The following is a 15,515-nucleotide window of genomic DNA, read 5'->3' as shown; positions in this document are numbered from 1 at the left end:
GGTAGGTGTTGCTTGTCAATTCGCCGGCATCGGCCCGAAGCGGATGCGGAAGCGCCGGTTCTCGCGGCCCTTCTTTTCGATCTTGCCGATATGGATCTCGCCGATTTCGCCGGTGCTCTTCACATGGGTGCCGCCGCAAGGCTGACTGTCGATTGAGGCATTCTCGCCGATACAGACCAGGCGAATCCTGCCGGTGCCGACGGGCGGCCGCACGTTCTTCGATTTGACAAGCCCGGGATTGGCCGAAAGTTCCTCGTCGGTGATCAGCCGCGTGAAGACGGGATAGTCGGCCCGCACAAGCTCCATCAATCGCGCTGTCACGTCCTCCTTGCTGAAGCCGGCATCGGGAATGTCGAAATCGACTCGGCTGTCGTCCTCGGCGACCGCTGCCCCGGTGATCGGAAACGGGCAGACGACGGTGAGCAGATGACAGGCGGAGTGCATACGCATCAGAAGATGCCGCCGCCGCCAGTCGATGGCGAGCTTCAGCTTTTCACCGACGGCCGGCAGGGCCTGTTCAGGCGCCGGCACATGGATGATCTCGTCCTTGGTCTCGCCGGTGATGGTGGCGGCGATCGCGATGCGGCCGTCGGCGCGCTCCAACATGCCCGTATCGCCTGGCTGCCCGCCCGACGTGGCATAGAAGATCGTGCGGTCGAGAAGGATGCCGCCGCGGTCATTGATGGCGACGACTTGCGCCTCCGCCGTGCTCAGATAGGCGTCGTCGCGAAACAGCGCTTCGGTCGTCTGCGCCATCAGGCCACCTTTTCGAACGGCACCGGGATGTTGGTTTTTTCGTCCATCCAGCCAGGCACCGGCAGGTTCTTGCTTCGCAGGAACTCGGGATTGAACAGCTTCGACTGGTAGCGCGTGCCGTAGTCGGCGAGGATCGTCACGATGGTATGGCCGGGGCCAAGCTCGCGCGCCAGCCGAATGGCGCCGGCGATGTTGATGCCCGTCGAGCCGCCGACGCACAGTCCCTCTTCCTGGATCAAATCGAAGATGATCGGCAATGCCTCCTCGTCCGGTATCTGGTAGGAGAAGTCCGGCGTGAATCCGTCGAGATTGGCGGTGATGCGACCCTGGCCAATGCCTTCGGTGATCGAGCTGCCGTCGGCTTTCAGCTCACCGCTGGTATAGAAGCTGTAGAGCGCAGCACCCAACGGATCGGCAAGCGCGATCTTTACGTGCCTGCTCTTGGCCTTGAGCCCGAGCGCAACGCCGGCGAGCGTGCCGCCAGAGCCGACGGCGGACACGAAGCCGTCGACCTTGCCGCCGGTTTGGGTCCAGATCTCCTCGGCAGTCGTGCGGATGTGGCCGTCGCGGTTCGCGACATTGTCGAACTGGTTCGCCCAGATCGCGCCGTTCGGCTCCGACCGTGCCATCTGCTCGGCGAGCCGCCCCGAAAGCTTCACATAGTTGTTCGGGTTCTTGTACGGCACGGCCGGCACTTCGATCAGCTCGGCTCCCAGGATCTTGATCGTGTCCTTCTTCTCCTGGCTTTGCGTGTCGGGGATGACAATGACTGTCCGGTAGCCGAGCGCCTTGGCGACCAGCGTGAGGCCAATGCCGGTGTTGCCGGCGGTCCCTTCGACGATGACACCACCGGGCCTCAGCAATCCGCGATGTTCGGCGTCCCTGATGATGAAGAGGCCTGCACGGTCCTTGACCGATTGTCCCGGATTCATGAATTCGGCCTTGCCCAGGATCTCGCAGCCGGTTGCGTCCGAAGCCTTGTTGAGCCGGATCAGGGGGGTGTTGCCGATCGCTTCGATCACATTACGGGGCATGGGGATTCCTTTATGCGTGCGGCGAGACCCTAAAAACCGGAAGCCGCGGTTTCAAGGCAAGATTTTGCCTGGTCCAGTCGCATTCGGGACGCTGCAATGCTCCCGAGCATTTCAACGATGTCATCCAAAAGCGCTCTTTTCATCCCATTTCTTCGCCGCTAGAGCACTAGCCCAGATAATTCGCAGGACTTTCAATGACACTCTACCGGGCCAACCCGAAAGACGGTGTCGCCTGGATCACGGGCGGCAGCAGCGGCCTCGGCCGGGCGCTGGCCAAGGACCTGGCGAGGCAAGGCTATGCCGTCGCGGTGACGGCGCTGGCCAGCGATCCAGCCGATACGCTGCTGGTCGAGACCGCGCAGATGGCCGGCCACGTGAAATCCTTTCCCTGCGATGTGACCGACGAAGAAGGCATGGCACGCACTGTCGCGGCGATCGAGAAAGACATGGGGCCGATCGTGCTCGCCGTCTTCAACGCCGGCAACTACATCGCCACCCCCGGTGAGCATCTCGTGGTGCGCGATTTTCATCGTTCCTTCGCCGTCAATTATTTCGGCATCGTCAACGGACTGGTGCCTGCGGTCGACTATATGCGCACGCGAGGACGCGGGCATGTCGTCCTGGTCGGGTCGGTCACGGCCTATTCCGGCTGGCCGACCACCGCCGCCTATGGCGGCACCAAGGCGGCAATCAACATCTTGGCGGAATCGCTGAAATACGACTTCGACAAGATGAACATCCGCATCCAGGTGATGAATCCGGGCTTCGTCGACACGCCGCTGACCGAGAAGAACATGCTGCCGATGCCGGGCCTGATGCCTGTTCACCGGGCATCGCGCCGCATGGCGCGCGGCATCCGGAGGGGAGGCTTCGAAGTCACCTTCCCCTATCACATAAGCTGGCCGCTGAAGCTGCTGGGCCTGTTGCCGCGACCCGTAGGCCGACTGGTGATCGGGCTGACCACCAGCTGGCGGGGACGGCCGTTGTATTTCGACCGCAAGACGCCGGGCGAAAAAAGTCCAACGGACAAAGCGGCGTAAAGCGCCTCGCGCTGAAACGCATTCAGGCAACGCGCTTTATGCCTTTCTATGCAAGTCGTTTCGCAAAACCGTCGCAGGCTTTTGCACGACATCCGCTGATCCGGGAGAGATTGCCTCTCGGTGGGCACCGCCATAGGTTGAGAATTGTTGCTTGGAGTCGGTCATGGGGCGACGGATCTTGCTTGCGGTACTGGGTCTCGTCGTTATCCTCCTCTCAGGCTTTTACCTCGGCCCACGCGTGGCGGTCGATACGACGATCCGTTTCGATCCTTCGGCGATCGGCGACGATCCGCAGGCCTATCTGGCGCGCGAAGAAGCGGCCGTGCCCAATATCCGTGACGGATTGGACAAGGAGATCATCTGGGCGAACCCGTTGGTTCACGCCAAGACCAAGCTTGCGATCGTCTACATCCACGGATTTTCGGCATCCAAGGGCGAGATCCGGCCGCTGCCGGACGACGTCGCCGGGGAGCTCGAGGCCAATCTCTTCTACACCCGCCTGACCGGCCACGGGCAGGACGGCGCGGCCATGGCCGAAGGCAGCGTGAATGCCTGGATCAACGACTATGAGGAGGCACTGGCGATCGGGCGCGCGATCGGCGAGAAGGTGATCGTTATCGCCACCTCGACTGGCGCCTCACTGGCGACATGGGCTGCAGCCCAGCCTGGTGCTTCCGACGGCGTCGCGGCAATCGCATTCATCTCGCCTAATTTCGGCGTCAAGGCGTCGGGCGCCGAGGTCCTTACCCTGCCTTGGGGCAGAGAGATTGCCGAGCTCGTCGGCGGCAGGGAACGCAGTTTTCCGGCGCGCAATGCGCTGCACGAAAAATTCTGGACCACCAAATATCCGATCGCGGCGGCCTTGCCGATGGCTGCGCTCACCGAGCTCGCCTATCGCGCGCCGGTCGAGAAGGCGACCATCCCTGCCCTGTTCATCTTCTCGGATGCCGACAAGGTGGTGCGGCCGGACCGCACGCGCGAGGTCGCCGGCCGCTGGGGCGGTCCGCACGAACTGGTGCCGGTCGACGATACGGGCGATCCGGACAACCACGTCATTGCCGGCGATGCGCTATCGCCGCAGACCACGGGCTTTCTGACAGAGCGGATCGTGGTGTGGGTGAAGGCGCTGATGCAGCAGCAATCAAGTCCGTGAGACGACCAACGGCCGGAGCGTTGCTTCCGGCCGTTATGCTATTTCAATCAAACCTTGGTGGGACGTTAAGCGGCCCGGTTCGCCGGCCGCTTGCCGCCGAAGCGGCGCTTGTTGTTGCCCTTGAAGCGCTTGAAGCCGTCAGGCTTGTGCTCGCCATTCGGCTTGGCGCCCGCAGGACGTTCGCCTTGCGGCTTGGGCGCGAATTGGCGCTCGCCACCGGGCTTGCCGCCGAAGCGCTTCTTGCCGTTGTTGCCGCTGCCGGGACGGCGGCCGTCACGACGGCCGCCATGGTGCTCGCGGTCATTGGCCGGCTCGAAATGACGCTCGGTCCTTTCCTTCGGATCGCGCTGCGGGTCGGGACTGCCGAGATGATCGGCAATGACCGGAAGCTTCATGCGGATGATGCGCTCGACCTGCCGCAGCTTGCCGTTCTCCGATGGATCGCAAAGCGTGATCGCGATGCCGTCCCTGCCGTTGCGGCCGGTACGGCCGATACGGTGGACATAGCTCTCCGCTTCGTCCGGCAAGTCGAAATTCACGACATGGCTGATGCCTGGGACGTCGATGCCGCGCGCGGCGATATCGGTCGCCACCAAAATACGCACCGAGCCGTCGCGGAAATCGTTGAGCGCCTTCTGACGCGCGTTCTGCGACTTGTTGCCGTGGATCACTGCGGCGTCGAAGCCGTCGCGGGCAAGGTCCTTGGTGACGCGGTCGGCGCCATGCTTGGTGCGCGAGAACACGATGACCGAGCGCATCGCCTCGTCGGCCAGCATCTTGGACAGCACTTGGCGCTTCTGCTTGGTGCGGGCAAGCACCACGCTTTGCACGATCTCGGCCGCCGTCGTGCTCTGCGGGGAGACTTCGATGCGGACGGCGTCCTTCAGCAAGCCCTTGGCGAGTTCCGCGATCTCGTTCGGCATGGTGGCCGAGAACAGCGCGGTCTGGCGGTTCGGCGCGGTCGCCTTGGCGATGCGCTTGACGTCGTTGATGAAGCCCATGTCGAGCATGCGGTCGCCCTCGTCGAGCACCAGCCATTTGGTATCGGCAAGGATGAGGTCGCCTTCCCGCACCAGGTCGGTCAGCCGGCCGGGCGTGGCGATCAGGATATCGACGCCGGGTGCGATCTTCTTCACCTGGCTGTAGCGGGAGACGCCGCCGAGCACGAGCGCGGTCGAGATGTGCGCGCCCTTGGCGAGCAGCTTGATGGTGTCCTCGATCTGTACCGCTAGCTCGCGTGTCGGCGCCAGGATCAGCGCGCGCGCCGTCTTTGGCCGGCGCTTCGTGCCGAGCCCGATGATCTTCGACAGGATCGGCAGCGCGAAAGCCGCCGTCTTGCCCGAACCGGTCTGAGCAATGCCGAATATGTCGCGGCCTTCGATCTGCGGCGGGATCGCCTGCACCTGGATCGGCTTCGGATCCGTGAAGCCGGCGGCATTGGCGGCCTTGAGCAGCGCGCCGGTGATTCCAAGGGTAGCGAAACCGTTCTGGTCCGCCTGATTTTCATTGGTCAAAATAGTCTTCTTTCACGCGGCCTGTGGCCGCAAACATCATGGCGGCAGGGCGCAACCTGCCGTCGAAAAATTGTCAGGAAACGACAAGGCGGCGGACGGCGAGCGTCCGCGCGGCTGCGCTGTCGTGCCCGCGGGCGTCATGCCCCGGGGCTCTTTCGCCAGCTTGCCGATCGGCGGGAGGGCCAACCGGAAAGAGGGAAAACAGACGCAACCAGTCTCAATTAGTCGAGAAAGCCGAAGTTCGGCCCAAGCGCCTATGGGGCCGCATATGGCCGATCCCGCCGCAAAATGCAAGGGTGGATGTTGCAGCGCAACAAAACGGCGAGCGACAAGCGACGCTTGCGCTGCGCCGCCCTCACGATTACCACAAACCACCTTTCTATTGTGGGGGCAGCGATGAAGGACGTGCTGAAGGAACTCGAGCGCCGCCGCGAGATCGCCCGGATGGGCGGCGGCAAGCAACGGATCGAGGCCCAGCACAAGAAGGGCAAGCTCACCGCCCGCGAGCGCATCGACGTCTTCCTCGACGAGGGTTCGTTCGAGGAGTTCGACATGTATGTCGAGCACCGCTCAACCGACTTCGGCATGGAGAAAACCAAGATCGCGGGCGACGGCGTCGTCACAGGCTGGGGCACCGTCAACGGCCGTCCAGTCTACCTTTTTGCCAAGGATTTCACCGTCTTCGGCGGCTCGCTGTCTGAGGCGCATGCCGAGAAGGTGGTCAAGGTGCAGGAGATGGCGCTGCGCAATCGCGCGCCGATCATCGGCCTCTACGACGCGGGCGGCGCACGCATCCAGGAAGGCGTGGCCGCGCTCGGCGGCTATGCCGAGATTTTTCAGCGCAACGTGCTCGCCTCGGGCGTCATCCCGCAGATTTCGCTTATCATGGGCCCGTGTGCCGGCGGCGATGTCTATTCGCCGGCCATGACCGACTTCATCTTCATGGTGCGCGACACCTCCTACATGTTCGTCACCGGGCCGGACGTGGTGAAGACGGTGACCAATGAGACGGTGACGGCCGAAAGCCTCGGCGGCGCCACGGTACACACGACCCGATCCTCCATCGCCGACGGCGCCTATGACAACGACGTCGAGGCGCTGCTGCAGATGCGCCGGCTAATTGACCTGTTGCCGGCGTCCAATACGGCAGAGATTCCCGAGATCGAATGCTACCAGTCGGTGACGGACCATGACATGTCGCTCGACCGGCTGATTCCGGACAACGCCAACAAGCCTTACGACATCAAGGAACTGATCCTGAAGGTTGCCGACGAAGGCGACTTCTTCGAAATCCAGGCGAGCTTCGCCAAGAACATCGTCACCGGCTTCGGCCGTGTGGAGGGGCGAACCGTCGGCTTCGTCGCCAACCAGCCGATGGTTCTGGCCGGCGTGCTCGACTCCGACGCCAGCCGCAAGGCGGCGCGCTTCGTGCGCTTCTGCGACTGCTTCTCGATCCCGATCGTTACCTTGGTCGACGTTCCAGGCTTTCTGCCAGGCACCGCGCAGGAATATGGCGGGCTGATCAAGCATGGCGCAAAACTGCTGTTCGCCTATGCCGAAGCCACCGTGCCGAAGATCACCGTGATCACCCGGAAAGCCTATGGCGGCGCCTATGACGTGATGGCGTCGAAGCACCTGCGCGGCGACATGAACTATGCCTGGCCGACGGCGCAGATTGCGGTGATGGGCGCAAGGGGGGCGGTCGAGATCATCTACCGCAAGGACATCGGCAACGCGGAGAAGATCGCCGCCCACACCAAAGCATACGAGGATCGGTTCCTGTCGCCCTTCGTCGCGGCCGAACGCGGCTATATCGACGAGGTGATCATGCCGCATTCGACGCGCCGCCGGATCGCGCGGGCGCTGCGCATGCTGCGCAACAAGGATATGCAGAACCCCTGGAAGAAGCACGAGAACATTCCGCTGTGAGGCGGTGGTGTCGCGACTGGTCCTTGTAGCTGGCAAGCATTTCGGCAGGTTCGCCGTTATTCTCGTTGCTTAGCCCCTCTCCTTCCGCTTGGCCTCGCGACGGGGAGTCGCCGACCATCTCAATCGGTGGAACCTCGAAAGCCGGCCGGCGGCTGGAACTCTGGCTTACGCAATCCGTCGTCGGAGGTTGACAACTGGCAACCTCTAATCACATTGAAATCACATCAATGTGATGACGGTGCTGAATGCTAATAACCCTTGCAACAAAGGGCGTCGTTCCGTGCAAAGGCTACGGCGGGATAGAACGTCAGGTCGACTGGCTGGCCACTGAACTGGTCAGGCAGGGCCACCATGTCGTCCTCGTGGCGGGCCCTGGATCGTCACATCCACTGTGCGAAGTCCGGCATGCTGTGAGCGATGCCGAGTGCCGCGCGGCGATCCCCAAGGACACCCAAATCGTCCACCTTCATGCGTGGAAGGTCGAGGTTGATCTCCCGACCCTCAACACCGAGCGGGGCCATTTACCGGATTATCCGCGGCCGCAACCGAACTGGAGCTTCATCAGCGCACGGCACGCCCAGCTGCACGGCCGCAAGACCTTCGTCTACAACGGCTTTCCGGTGGATGACTATCGGCTGGCCGAATCGAAGAGCGATCGCCTCCTCTTCATGGCGGCCATCGCACGCGCCGGAAAGGGCTTGAACCGGGCAGTCGAGCTCGCCAGGAAATTCGACTTTCCCCTCGATATCGCCGGCGGCTCGCGGTGGAAATTGCTCGGCCGAAGTCGGACCCGCCGCGAGGGGGTCTTTTTCAAGAGTCTTTCCCGCCGCTATCGCTTCAACGGCGTCGTCGACGGCGACGACAAGCTGCGCCTGCTGGGCGCATCGAAGGCCTTCCTCAATCCGATCGCCTGGGAAGAGCCTTTCGGCAATGCGCCGGTCGAGGCGATGCTGTGCGGCACGCCCGTTTTGACCACAGCGCGCGGCGCCCTGCCGGAGACGGTGGACACGGATACGGGCCGATTCTTCGAGAGCGACGAGGAGTTCGCTGAAGGTCTTGCCGAGGTCGCAGACCTGTGCATTCGCAAATGCCGTGAATCTGCCGCCGACAGATTTCCGGTCGCGAAAACCGCGAAGGCCTATCTGGAACTCTATGCCCGCATCCTTGATGGCGAAGCGCTTCCGTGACAAGGAACCGGCATGCTCGCCGTTCGCGGCGACTGTGTCGGATCGAAAAGGTATCGCGCGTTGCGCCCCATTCTCGTGTTCTGCTTGCCGGCAATCGGCGACTTCATCCGCTGCCATTCGGCAATTCAAATCATAGCAGCGACGTTTCCTGGACAGCCGATCGACGTCATCACCTCGCCGCTCGCCGCGCCGCTGGCGCGCTTGATGCCGCATGTCCGGAAGGCCTGGACCGTCGAGAGGCATTGGAACCCCGGTCTCAAGGAGCGGGCGCGGCTGGCGCGCGAACTCCGCCAGGAGAATTATCAGGCAGCCTATCTGCTCACCAGCAGCACCAAGGCGGCCCTGGTGCCGTGGCTGGCGGGCATTCCCGAGCGCATCGGATATCCGCGCGAGCTCCAGTTCGGCATCGTCAACCGGCTGCCCGCGGGATGGCTGAAAACCTTCGTGGCCTTCGGCCCGCGCAAGACAAGGCTCGTCGAACAGGTCTGTGCGATCGCGCTCCTCGGCAAGCAGCCCGCCGAGGAAAAACAGCTGCCGGCCCCGCGGCTGGCGATTTCGTCCGAAGACGTTGCCAAGTGGCGCCGGCGCAACGGCATCGATCCGGCAAGGCCGGTGCTTTCCCTCTATACTTCCGATTTCGAGAACATGCGCTCCTGGCCGCCCGAGCGCTTCGTCTCGGTCGCGCGAAAGCATATGGAACGGGGCTGGTCCGTCTGGCTTGTCGGCGGTCCGCGCGAACGCCAGGCTGCCGCCCAGATTCGCGCCTTGTTGCCTGAGGCGATCGACTTCACCTCGACGCCCGACATTGCAGAGGCCATGCACCAGATCGCGGCCTCCACCGTCTTTCTCGGTGTCGACGGCGGTGTGTCCCATGCAGCCGGCGCCTTAGGCATTCCAAGCGTGCTCATCTTCGGCACGAACCGATCCTACGTGCATGGACCCTTGAACGAGCAGGTAACCTTCATCGAGCCTCCGATCTCGATACCGAGCTGGGTCCTGAACACGCGCGGTATCAGTGAGCAGCGTGTGCTCGAAGCGCTGGCGGCAAGCGTCGAAAAATACGCACCCCAACCGGTATGACCGCTTACTCCTCTGTGGCGCCAAAGCCCGCGCTCATGCTGGCGCGGGCGGTGTTCGTCCACGGCGTCGCATGATTGTCGATGCGCATCTGGAACAGGAAATAGGTCGGCGAGCAGAAGCCGATGCCCTTGACCCTGGCAGCACCCGGCGTGTCGGACGGCAGCGACTGGCACATATAATCCTCGCGGCAGAAACGATCGGCCGAGCAGGCCGGACGGTTACCGCGATTGACGGCTCCGCCGAGGCATTGGTCGAAATTGTTGGTCGCCACGCAAATATCGAACTTCTTGCCGCCGACCAGGCCGCAGATTTCGCTCGGCATCGGCTTGCCAGCCTTGAAAGCGGAGAAGGCCAGATCCTTCGCGTCGCAGCCGCGATAGGCGAAGCCGCCTGGCACACCGATCTTGGGCGGCCGGCAGGTATAGGCGGTGCGTGAAATGGCGGGCGCGAAGGCCGCGAACTGGCCGGTGACCTTGTAACGGTCGTTGAAGGGTTGCCCGGTGTCGCTGGCAATCGTTCCGGCAAGGCAGGGATGGCCGGAAAAGATGTTCCGGCTCTCCTTCGGCAGCAGGCATTGCGCCAGTTTCGTCCTAACCCCTGTATCGGTCGCGATCGGTGTGCAGACCGTGCCGGCTCCGCATTGCCAGCTGCTGCCGAAGCGGGCGGCGTCTTCCGGCACCAGGCACGGCATGGTCGTCTCGGCCGGCGTATAGGCGATCTCGCCGGTGTCTTTCCACGCGGCGGGTGGTGCGAAGGACAACGGGCGAAACCCGTTCGCTTCTTTGCCTTCCGCAGTCGCCTGCAGCCACGCCTCGCGGCGCGGAATCTCGGCATGGAGATGCGGCGGCGAGATGCCGACTTCGATGCGGTTGAGCGGCGAGGTCGTGCTATCGTCGAGGCCGATGAAATTGAATCCGGCGGTCGAGCCCGCCTGATGGCAACCTTGGCAGGCGCCATTGTCGAGCCGCTCGATCAAGGCTTCGGCCGTGCGCGCCAATGTCAGTTTCGAATAGTCGACCCCGGCAAGCGCCTCCGGTTCGAACAGTGGCGTGAATGGATGATTGGCCTGCCTGGCACTGCCGAAGGTCGACCAGGAGATGACCTTCTTCGCTAGGAATTCATCCGGGATTTCGTAAACGCCGACGATCGATTGCACCGGCATTGGCGCGGACATAGTCCGTAAGCCTCGCCTTCAACCGCGCGTCTTGCGCAAGGCGGATGGTGTCCGGCGTATTTTCGAGCGGTTTCTGGCTGATTGTGGTGCCGTCGATAGGCGGCCTGACCGCCAAATTCGGTCTCCTGGCCGGAAGGAAAGCGCACCACCTGAGCGTTGAGTTCGAGCTGCTTGAAGGAGAGGCTCGCTTTATCCAGCGGTCCGCCGGACAGCCACCCGGCATCCGCCGCTTCGTCGATCTGCGGCGTCCAGCGCCCGGCGACGCCGGTACAGCCGCCGTCGGTGTCGGGAGCTGCGCGGTAGATGGCATTGCAATTGAACGGCAGCTCGAGGCCAACACCTTGCCGTTCTTCCTGAAACTATAGGCAAGGCGGTAGATGAAGCGCACCTCGCCGCAGCCCGCTTCCCCACCGAGCTTTGCGAAGTCACGCCGGTCGAGCCGGTTGACGACGCCGACCTGCCGGAAACGCGCCGCGTCGGTCTTCAGCCAGCGCATGTCGATGATGCGGCCGACATTGCCGTCGGTCACCTCATAGAGCGGCCGGCCGCCTGCTTTCAGGTCGGCGCGCAGTGCTGCGACATCGGCCGCTACGGTGTCGACGATGGCGTGGTAGGCCGGCGCCGCGTCATAGAGCGTTTTCAGATCGTCCTTGCCGCTGATGCCAAAAATATCGGCGAATCCGAAGCCATCGGCGTCGAGCTTGGCGAGCACCTGCGGATCGTCCACGACCGTGACCGGACGACCGGCAGCATCAGCCGCCCGCACGCCAAGAACAGCGATGGCAGCGACCGCGACAAGGATCGCCAGCCTCATCATCGGGCAGCCATCCCATTCTCGACCAACGCGTGCAGCACAGGCACCATCGCCAAAGGCAAATCCTCGGCGATCAGGCCGGGTCCGAACCGGCTGCCGGCTTCGGCGTGTATCCAGACAGCCGCGCAGGCCGCTTCGAACGCCGGCATGCCTTGTGCCAGGAGTCCGGCGATGATGCCCGCCAGCACGTCGCCCGAACCCGCGGTGGCAAGCCACGGCGCGCCATTGCCGTTGATCGCGGCGCGGCCGTCTGGTGCTGCGATCACCGTGTCGGCGCCTTTGTAGACGATGACGGCGTTGGCTCGCGCCGCCGCCACGCGGGTCTTGCCGAGTTTGGAAAGAGCCTTGTCGCCCGCGATCTCAGGAAACAGCCTGCCGAACTCGCCTTCATGCGGCGTCATCACCAGCGCCGGAGCGCCGGACTTTCGGGCAGCCTGGAAAAGCGTCTCAGGCTCGTCGCGAAACGAGGTGATGCCGTCGGCGTCGAGCACCAGCCCTTCAACGCCGGTGTCCTGCGCGTGCCCGGCGCCGAGCAGCGCAACGGCAAAATCGCGCGCCTTTTCGCCGATGCCAAACCCCGGGCCGAGCACAAAGGACGAGGGGCGGCTGTCGGCAAGGAACGCACCGAGATCGGCAACCGCGTCGACCTTGCGCAGCATGATCGATGTCAGATGAGCGGCATTGACCTGCATGGCGTTCGCCGGCGACAGCACCGTCACCGCCCCGGCCCCGCTTCTTGCGGCTGCGAGCGCCGACAGGCGCGCGGCACCGGTGGCCGCAGGACCGCCCGAAAAGACACTGGCAAGACCGCGCTTATATTTATGCGCATCGACGGCCGGAACCGGAACGACAGGCAGCCAGACCACCGGCGCATTCTCGAAAGTGCGCGGCGCGACTCGAGCGATGACGTCGTCATCGATGCCGATATCGGCGAGCACGATCTCGCCGCTCATTTCCCGCCCCGGCAGCAGCAGATGGCCCGGTTTCTTTCGCGCGAACGTCACGGTAACCGCCGCCCGAAATGCGCTGCCGAGGATGGCGCCGCTTTCGCCGGAAACGCCCGAGGGCAGGTCCACGGCGACGACCGGCAAGCCGAGATCCGTAACGACCTGGACGGCCCGGCCGGCATCGCCCGACAGTGCCTTCGAGAGCCCCGCTCCGTACAGCGCGTCGACCACCAGCGATCCCGGTTCGGCCGCGAAGGCAGATAGCGGTCGTGGCTCCAACGGGCAATCGGCTGCAGCCAGCGCGGCATCGCTGCCCGCGCGCGGTTCGCCCGATCTCCACAACGCAACGTCGACACCGCTCTTCCGGAGCAGGCTCGCCACGACATAGCCGTCGCCGCCATTGTTGCCGGGTCCGCAAAGCATGTGCACCCTTGCCGCCGCCGGATAGCGCGCCATGAGCACGGCCGCCAAGGCCTCGCCGGCCCGGCGCATCAATCCGTAGCCGTCGAGCGGACCTTGTGCGATCGCCAGCCGGTCGGCTTCGGCCATTTCGGACGGGGAAAGAAGTTCATTGCGCATGGGATTGCCGATCTCCATCCGATCAAGCATTGTCCGATTTGCGGCTCGAAGCAAACAGCGGCGGGCTATGCATCCCAAAGCGGTGGCGCCCGGAGGGGAATCTGCCTGCAAATTGCGCTATCTGCTCAAGTTTTGCGCAGACGGATGGAGGAGCGATGTATAGGCTTTGGGCGTCGATGACGCATCCGATGCAGCGGATGACGCGGATTTGCATTCGGATGCGGCAAGGCATGGAAATCGCCCGATACCGCCCTCAACCTCTGGTAATTGGCACGCTTCGTGCTTGATGAAGGCGCAAGCGGGGCGCGCAACCCGTCTCTTTGGCAGTGGAGGCCACTTTCTACATGAAAAAGATCGAAGCGATCATCAAGCCATTCAAGCTGGACGAAGTGAAGGAAGCGCTTCAGGAGGCCGGGCTGCAAGGCATCACCGTCACCGAGGCCAAGGGTTTCGGTCGGCAGAAGGGCCATACCGAGCTTTATCGGGGCGCCGAATATGTCGTCGACTTCCTGCCCAAGGTGAAGATCGAGGTCGTGCTCGGCGACGACGCCGTCGAAGGCGCCATCGAAGCCATACGCAAGGCGGCGCAGACCGGCCGCATCGGCGACGGCAAGATCTTCGTCTCCAACATCGAGGAAGTCGTCCGCATCCGCACCGGCGAGACCGGCATGGACGCGGTCTGACTCCACCCGTCTTCCTGAACCGTCATCATCAAAAAACGTCAGCACACAGGGATACATGACATGACGACAGCCAAAGACATCATGAAGCAGATCAAGGACAACGATGTAAAATTCGTCGACCTGCGCTTCACCGATCCGAGGGGCAAGCTGCAGCATGTGACGATGGACGTCGTGGAGGTCGAGGAAGACATGTTCGCCGACGGCGTCATGTTCGACGGCTCCTCGATCGCGGGCTGGAAGGCGATCAACGAGTCCGACATGGTGCTGATGCCGGACACGGATACGGTCCACATGGATCCGTTCTTCGCCCAGTCGACCATGGTCATCCTGTGCGACATCCTCGATCCGATCTCGGGCGAGGCCTACAATCGCGACCCGCGCGGCACCGCCAAGAAGGCCGAAGCCTACATGAAGTCGGAAGGCATCGGCGACACCATCTATGTCGGCCCCGAAGCCGAGTTCTTCGTGTTCGATGACGTCAAGTACAAGGCCGACCCCTACAACACCGGGTTCCGCCTGGACTCGACCGAGCTTCCGTCCAACGACGACACCGACTATGAGACCGGCAATCTCGGCCATCGGCCGCGCATCAAGGGCGGCTACTTCCCTGTGCCGCCGATCGACTCCTGCCAGGACATGCGTTCCGAGATGCTGACAGTGCTCGCCGAAATGGGCGTGCGCGTCGAAAAGCATCACCACGAGGTCGCGGCCGCCCAGCACGAACTCGGCATCAAGTTCGACACGCTGGTGCGCAACGCCGACAAGATGCTGATCTATAAGTATGTCGTGCACCAGGTCGCCAATGCCTATGGCAAGACGGCCACTTTCATGCCGAAGCCGGTGTTCGGCGACAACGGCTCGGGCATGCACGTGCACCAGTCGATCTGGAAGGGCGGCAAGCCGACCTTCGCCGGCAACGAATACGCCGGCTTGTCGGAAACCTGCCTCTTCTACATCGGCGGCATCATCAGGCACGCCAAGGCGATCAATGCCTTCACCAACCCGCTCACCAACTCCTATAAGCGTCTGGTGCCGGGTTACGAAGCGCCGGTGCTGCTCGCCTATTCGGCGCGCAACCGTTCGGCCTCCTGCCGCATTCCGTTCGGCTCCTCGCCGAAGTCGAAGCGCGTCGAGGTCCGCTTCCCCGATCCGGGCGCGAACCCCTATCTCGGCTTTGCCGCCATGCTGATGGCGGGTCTCGACGGCATCAAGAACAAGATTCATCCCGGACAGCCGATGGACAAGGATCTCTACGACCTGCCGCCGAAGGAATTGAAGAAGATCCCGACGGTCTGCGGCTCCCTGCGCGAAGCGTTGCAGAACCTCGACAAGGACCGCGGCTTCCTGAAGGCAGGCGGCGTGTTCGACGACGACCAGATCGACTCTTACATCGAGCTCAAGATGGCCGAGGTGATGCGCTTCGAAATGACCCCGCACCCGGTCGAGTACGACATGTACTATTCGGTGTAAGCGACTGCATTCCCGACAGAAAACAACCCCGGCGAAAGCCGGGGTTTTTTCGTGAACAGCTCGCCAGAGGGCGGAAAGGCCGCAGGACGGGCCTCGTCAGAACAGCAGGCCAGCACTGTCGCGAGAGCACGGATCTCATCGCCGCCAAGCAAGCC

13 protein-coding genes are annotated in these 15,515 nt (G+C 63.3%); 7 read left to right on the top strand and 6 right to left on the bottom strand.

The genetic code is table 11. The features are described from left to right. Positions 1–15: 15 nt before the first annotated feature. Positions 16–756 (bottom strand): alanyl-tRNA editing protein, encoded by a 741-nt coding sequence (locus tag CK221_RS10265; protein WP_095777636.1) that lies wholly within the window; start codon positions 754–756, stop codon positions 16–18. Beyond that, positions 756–1,790, bottom strand: coding sequence for a cysteine synthase A (locus tag CK221_RS10260; protein ID WP_095777635.1), 1,035 nt, complete (start codon positions 1,788–1,790; stop codon positions 756–758). Before CK221_RS10260 ends, CK221_RS10265 begins: the two co-directional genes overlap by 1 nt. 194 nt (positions 1,791–1,984) lie before the next feature. On the opposite strand from CK221_RS10260, the gene CK221_RS10255 reads away from it, so the two are divergent. Together CK221_RS10255 and CK221_RS10250 are read left to right on the top strand one after the other, a co-directional pair. Continuing rightward, positions 1,985–2,830 (top strand): SDR family oxidoreductase, encoded by an 846-nt coding sequence (locus CK221_RS10255; protein WP_066989643.1) that lies wholly within the window; start codon positions 1,985–1,987, stop codon positions 2,828–2,830. Positions 2,831–2,993: 163 nt separating this feature from the next. Next, on the top strand, positions 2,994–3,983 hold the full coding sequence (locus CK221_RS10250) for an alpha/beta fold hydrolase (RefSeq protein WP_095777634.1): 990 nt from the start codon (positions 2,994–2,996) through the stop codon (positions 3,981–3,983). 65 nt (positions 3,984–4,048) lie between these two features. On the opposite strand, the gene CK221_RS10245 is transcribed toward CK221_RS10250, so the two are convergent. Further along, complete coding sequence (locus CK221_RS10245; protein ID WP_066989639.1) at positions 4,049–5,497, bottom strand: DEAD/DEAH box helicase; 1,449 nt, start codon at positions 5,495–5,497, stop codon at positions 4,049–4,051. A gap of 396 nt (positions 5,498–5,893) precedes the next feature. Here CK221_RS10245 and CK221_RS10240 point away from each other — a divergent pair, with 396 nt between their 5' ends. The 3 genes from CK221_RS10240 to waaF all read left to right on the top strand — a co-directional run bounded on the left by CK221_RS10240 (position 5,894) and on the right by waaF (position 9,693). After that, positions 5,894–7,426, top strand: a complete 1,533-nt coding sequence (locus CK221_RS10240; RefSeq protein ID WP_095777633.1) for an acyl-CoA carboxylase subunit beta — start codon at positions 5,894–5,896, stop codon at positions 7,424–7,426. A 410-nt stretch (positions 7,427–7,836) separates the two neighbouring features. Continuing rightward, a complete protein-coding gene (locus CK221_RS10235; RefSeq protein ID WP_245430607.1) occupies positions 7,837–8,613 on the top strand; it encodes a glycosyltransferase in 777 nt (258 codons plus the stop codon). A gap of 12 nt (positions 8,614–8,625) precedes the next feature. Then, a complete protein-coding gene (gene waaF / locus CK221_RS10230) occupies positions 8,626–9,693 on the top strand; it encodes a lipopolysaccharide heptosyltransferase II (protein ID WP_245430606.1) in 1,068 nt (355 codons plus the stop codon). A 4-nt stretch (positions 9,694–9,697) separates the two neighbouring features. Here waaF and CK221_RS30750 read toward each other — a convergent pair whose 3' ends face one another. From CK221_RS30750 to CK221_RS10220, 3 genes are read right to left on the bottom strand one after another with little or no spacing between them, the layout of a single operon-like run. After that, positions 9,698–10,867 (bottom strand): hypothetical protein, encoded by a 1,170-nt coding sequence (locus tag CK221_RS30750; RefSeq protein WP_245430605.1) that lies wholly within the window; start codon positions 10,865–10,867, stop codon positions 9,698–9,700. Continuing rightward, a complete protein-coding gene (locus CK221_RS30745; RefSeq protein ID WP_245430604.1) occupies positions 10,812–11,684 on the bottom strand; it encodes a hypothetical protein in 873 nt (290 codons plus the stop codon). Before CK221_RS30745 ends, CK221_RS30750 begins: the two co-directional genes overlap by 56 nt. Continuing rightward, positions 11,681–13,207 (bottom strand): NAD(P)H-hydrate dehydratase, encoded by a 1,527-nt coding sequence (locus CK221_RS10220; RefSeq protein ID WP_095777799.1) that lies wholly within the window; start codon positions 13,205–13,207, stop codon positions 11,681–11,683. The genes CK221_RS30745 and CK221_RS10220 overlap by 4 nt, the downstream gene beginning before the upstream one ends. Before the next feature lie 344 nt (positions 13,208–13,551). Here CK221_RS10220 and CK221_RS10215 point away from each other — a divergent pair, with 344 nt between their 5' ends. Next, positions 13,552–13,890: a P-II family nitrogen regulator gene (locus CK221_RS10215; RefSeq protein WP_006205430.1), complete on the top strand. Its 339-nt coding sequence runs from the start codon at positions 13,552–13,554 to the stop codon at positions 13,888–13,890. Positions 13,891–13,950: 60 nt separating this feature from the next. Next, positions 13,951–15,360: a type I glutamate--ammonia ligase gene (glnA, locus tag CK221_RS10210; protein WP_066989632.1), complete on the top strand. Its 1,410-nt coding sequence runs from the start codon at positions 13,951–13,953 to the stop codon at positions 15,358–15,360. Positions 15,361–15,515 lie beyond the last annotated feature (155 nt).

It is taken from the genome of Mesorhizobium sp. WSM3868, assembly GCF_002294785.1.
Lineage (GTDB): Bacteria > Pseudomonadota > Alphaproteobacteria > Rhizobiales > Rhizobiaceae > Mesorhizobium.
This window is presented reverse-complemented; position numbering and strand designations above follow the sequence as displayed.

What these genes read in the sequence shown, in the direction of transcription:
- CK221_RS10265 (WP_095777636.1), bottom strand. Translation starts at nt 756, where the DNA reads ATGGCGCAGACGACCGAAGCGCTGTTTCGCGACGACGCCTATCTGAGC.
- CK221_RS10260 (WP_095777635.1), bottom strand. Translation starts at nt 1,790, where the DNA reads ATGCCCCGTAATGTGATCGAAGCGATCGGCAACACCCCCCTGATCCGG.
- CK221_RS10255 (WP_066989643.1), top strand. Translation starts at nt 1,985, where the DNA reads ATGACACTCTACCGGGCCAACCCGAAAGACGGTGTCGCCTGGATCACG.
- CK221_RS10250 (WP_095777634.1), top strand. Translation starts at nt 2,994, where the DNA reads ATGGGGCGACGGATCTTGCTTGCGGTACTGGGTCTCGTCGTTATCCTC.
- CK221_RS10240 (WP_095777633.1), top strand. Translation starts at nt 5,894, where the DNA reads ATGAAGGACGTGCTGAAGGAACTCGAGCGCCGCCGCGAGATCGCCCGG.
- waaF (WP_245430606.1), top strand. Translation starts at nt 8,626, where the DNA reads ATGCTCGCCGTTCGCGGCGACTGTGTCGGATCGAAAAGGTATCGCGCG.
- CK221_RS30750 (WP_245430605.1), bottom strand. Translation starts at nt 10,867, where the DNA reads ATGTCCGCGCCAATGCCGGTGCAATCGATCGTCGGCGTTTACGAAATC.
- CK221_RS30745 (WP_245430604.1), bottom strand. Translation starts at nt 11,684, where the DNA reads ATGATGAGGCTGGCGATCCTTGTCGCGGTCGCTGCCATCGCTGTTCTT.
- CK221_RS10220 (WP_095777799.1), bottom strand. Translation starts at nt 13,207, where the DNA reads ATGCGCAATGAACTTCTTTCCCCGTCCGAAATGGCCGAAGCCGACCGG.
- CK221_RS10215 (WP_006205430.1), top strand. Translation starts at nt 13,552, where the DNA reads ATGAAAAAGATCGAAGCGATCATCAAGCCATTCAAGCTGGACGAAGTG.
- glnA (WP_066989632.1), top strand. Translation starts at nt 13,951, where the DNA reads ATGACGACAGCCAAAGACATCATGAAGCAGATCAAGGACAACGATGTA.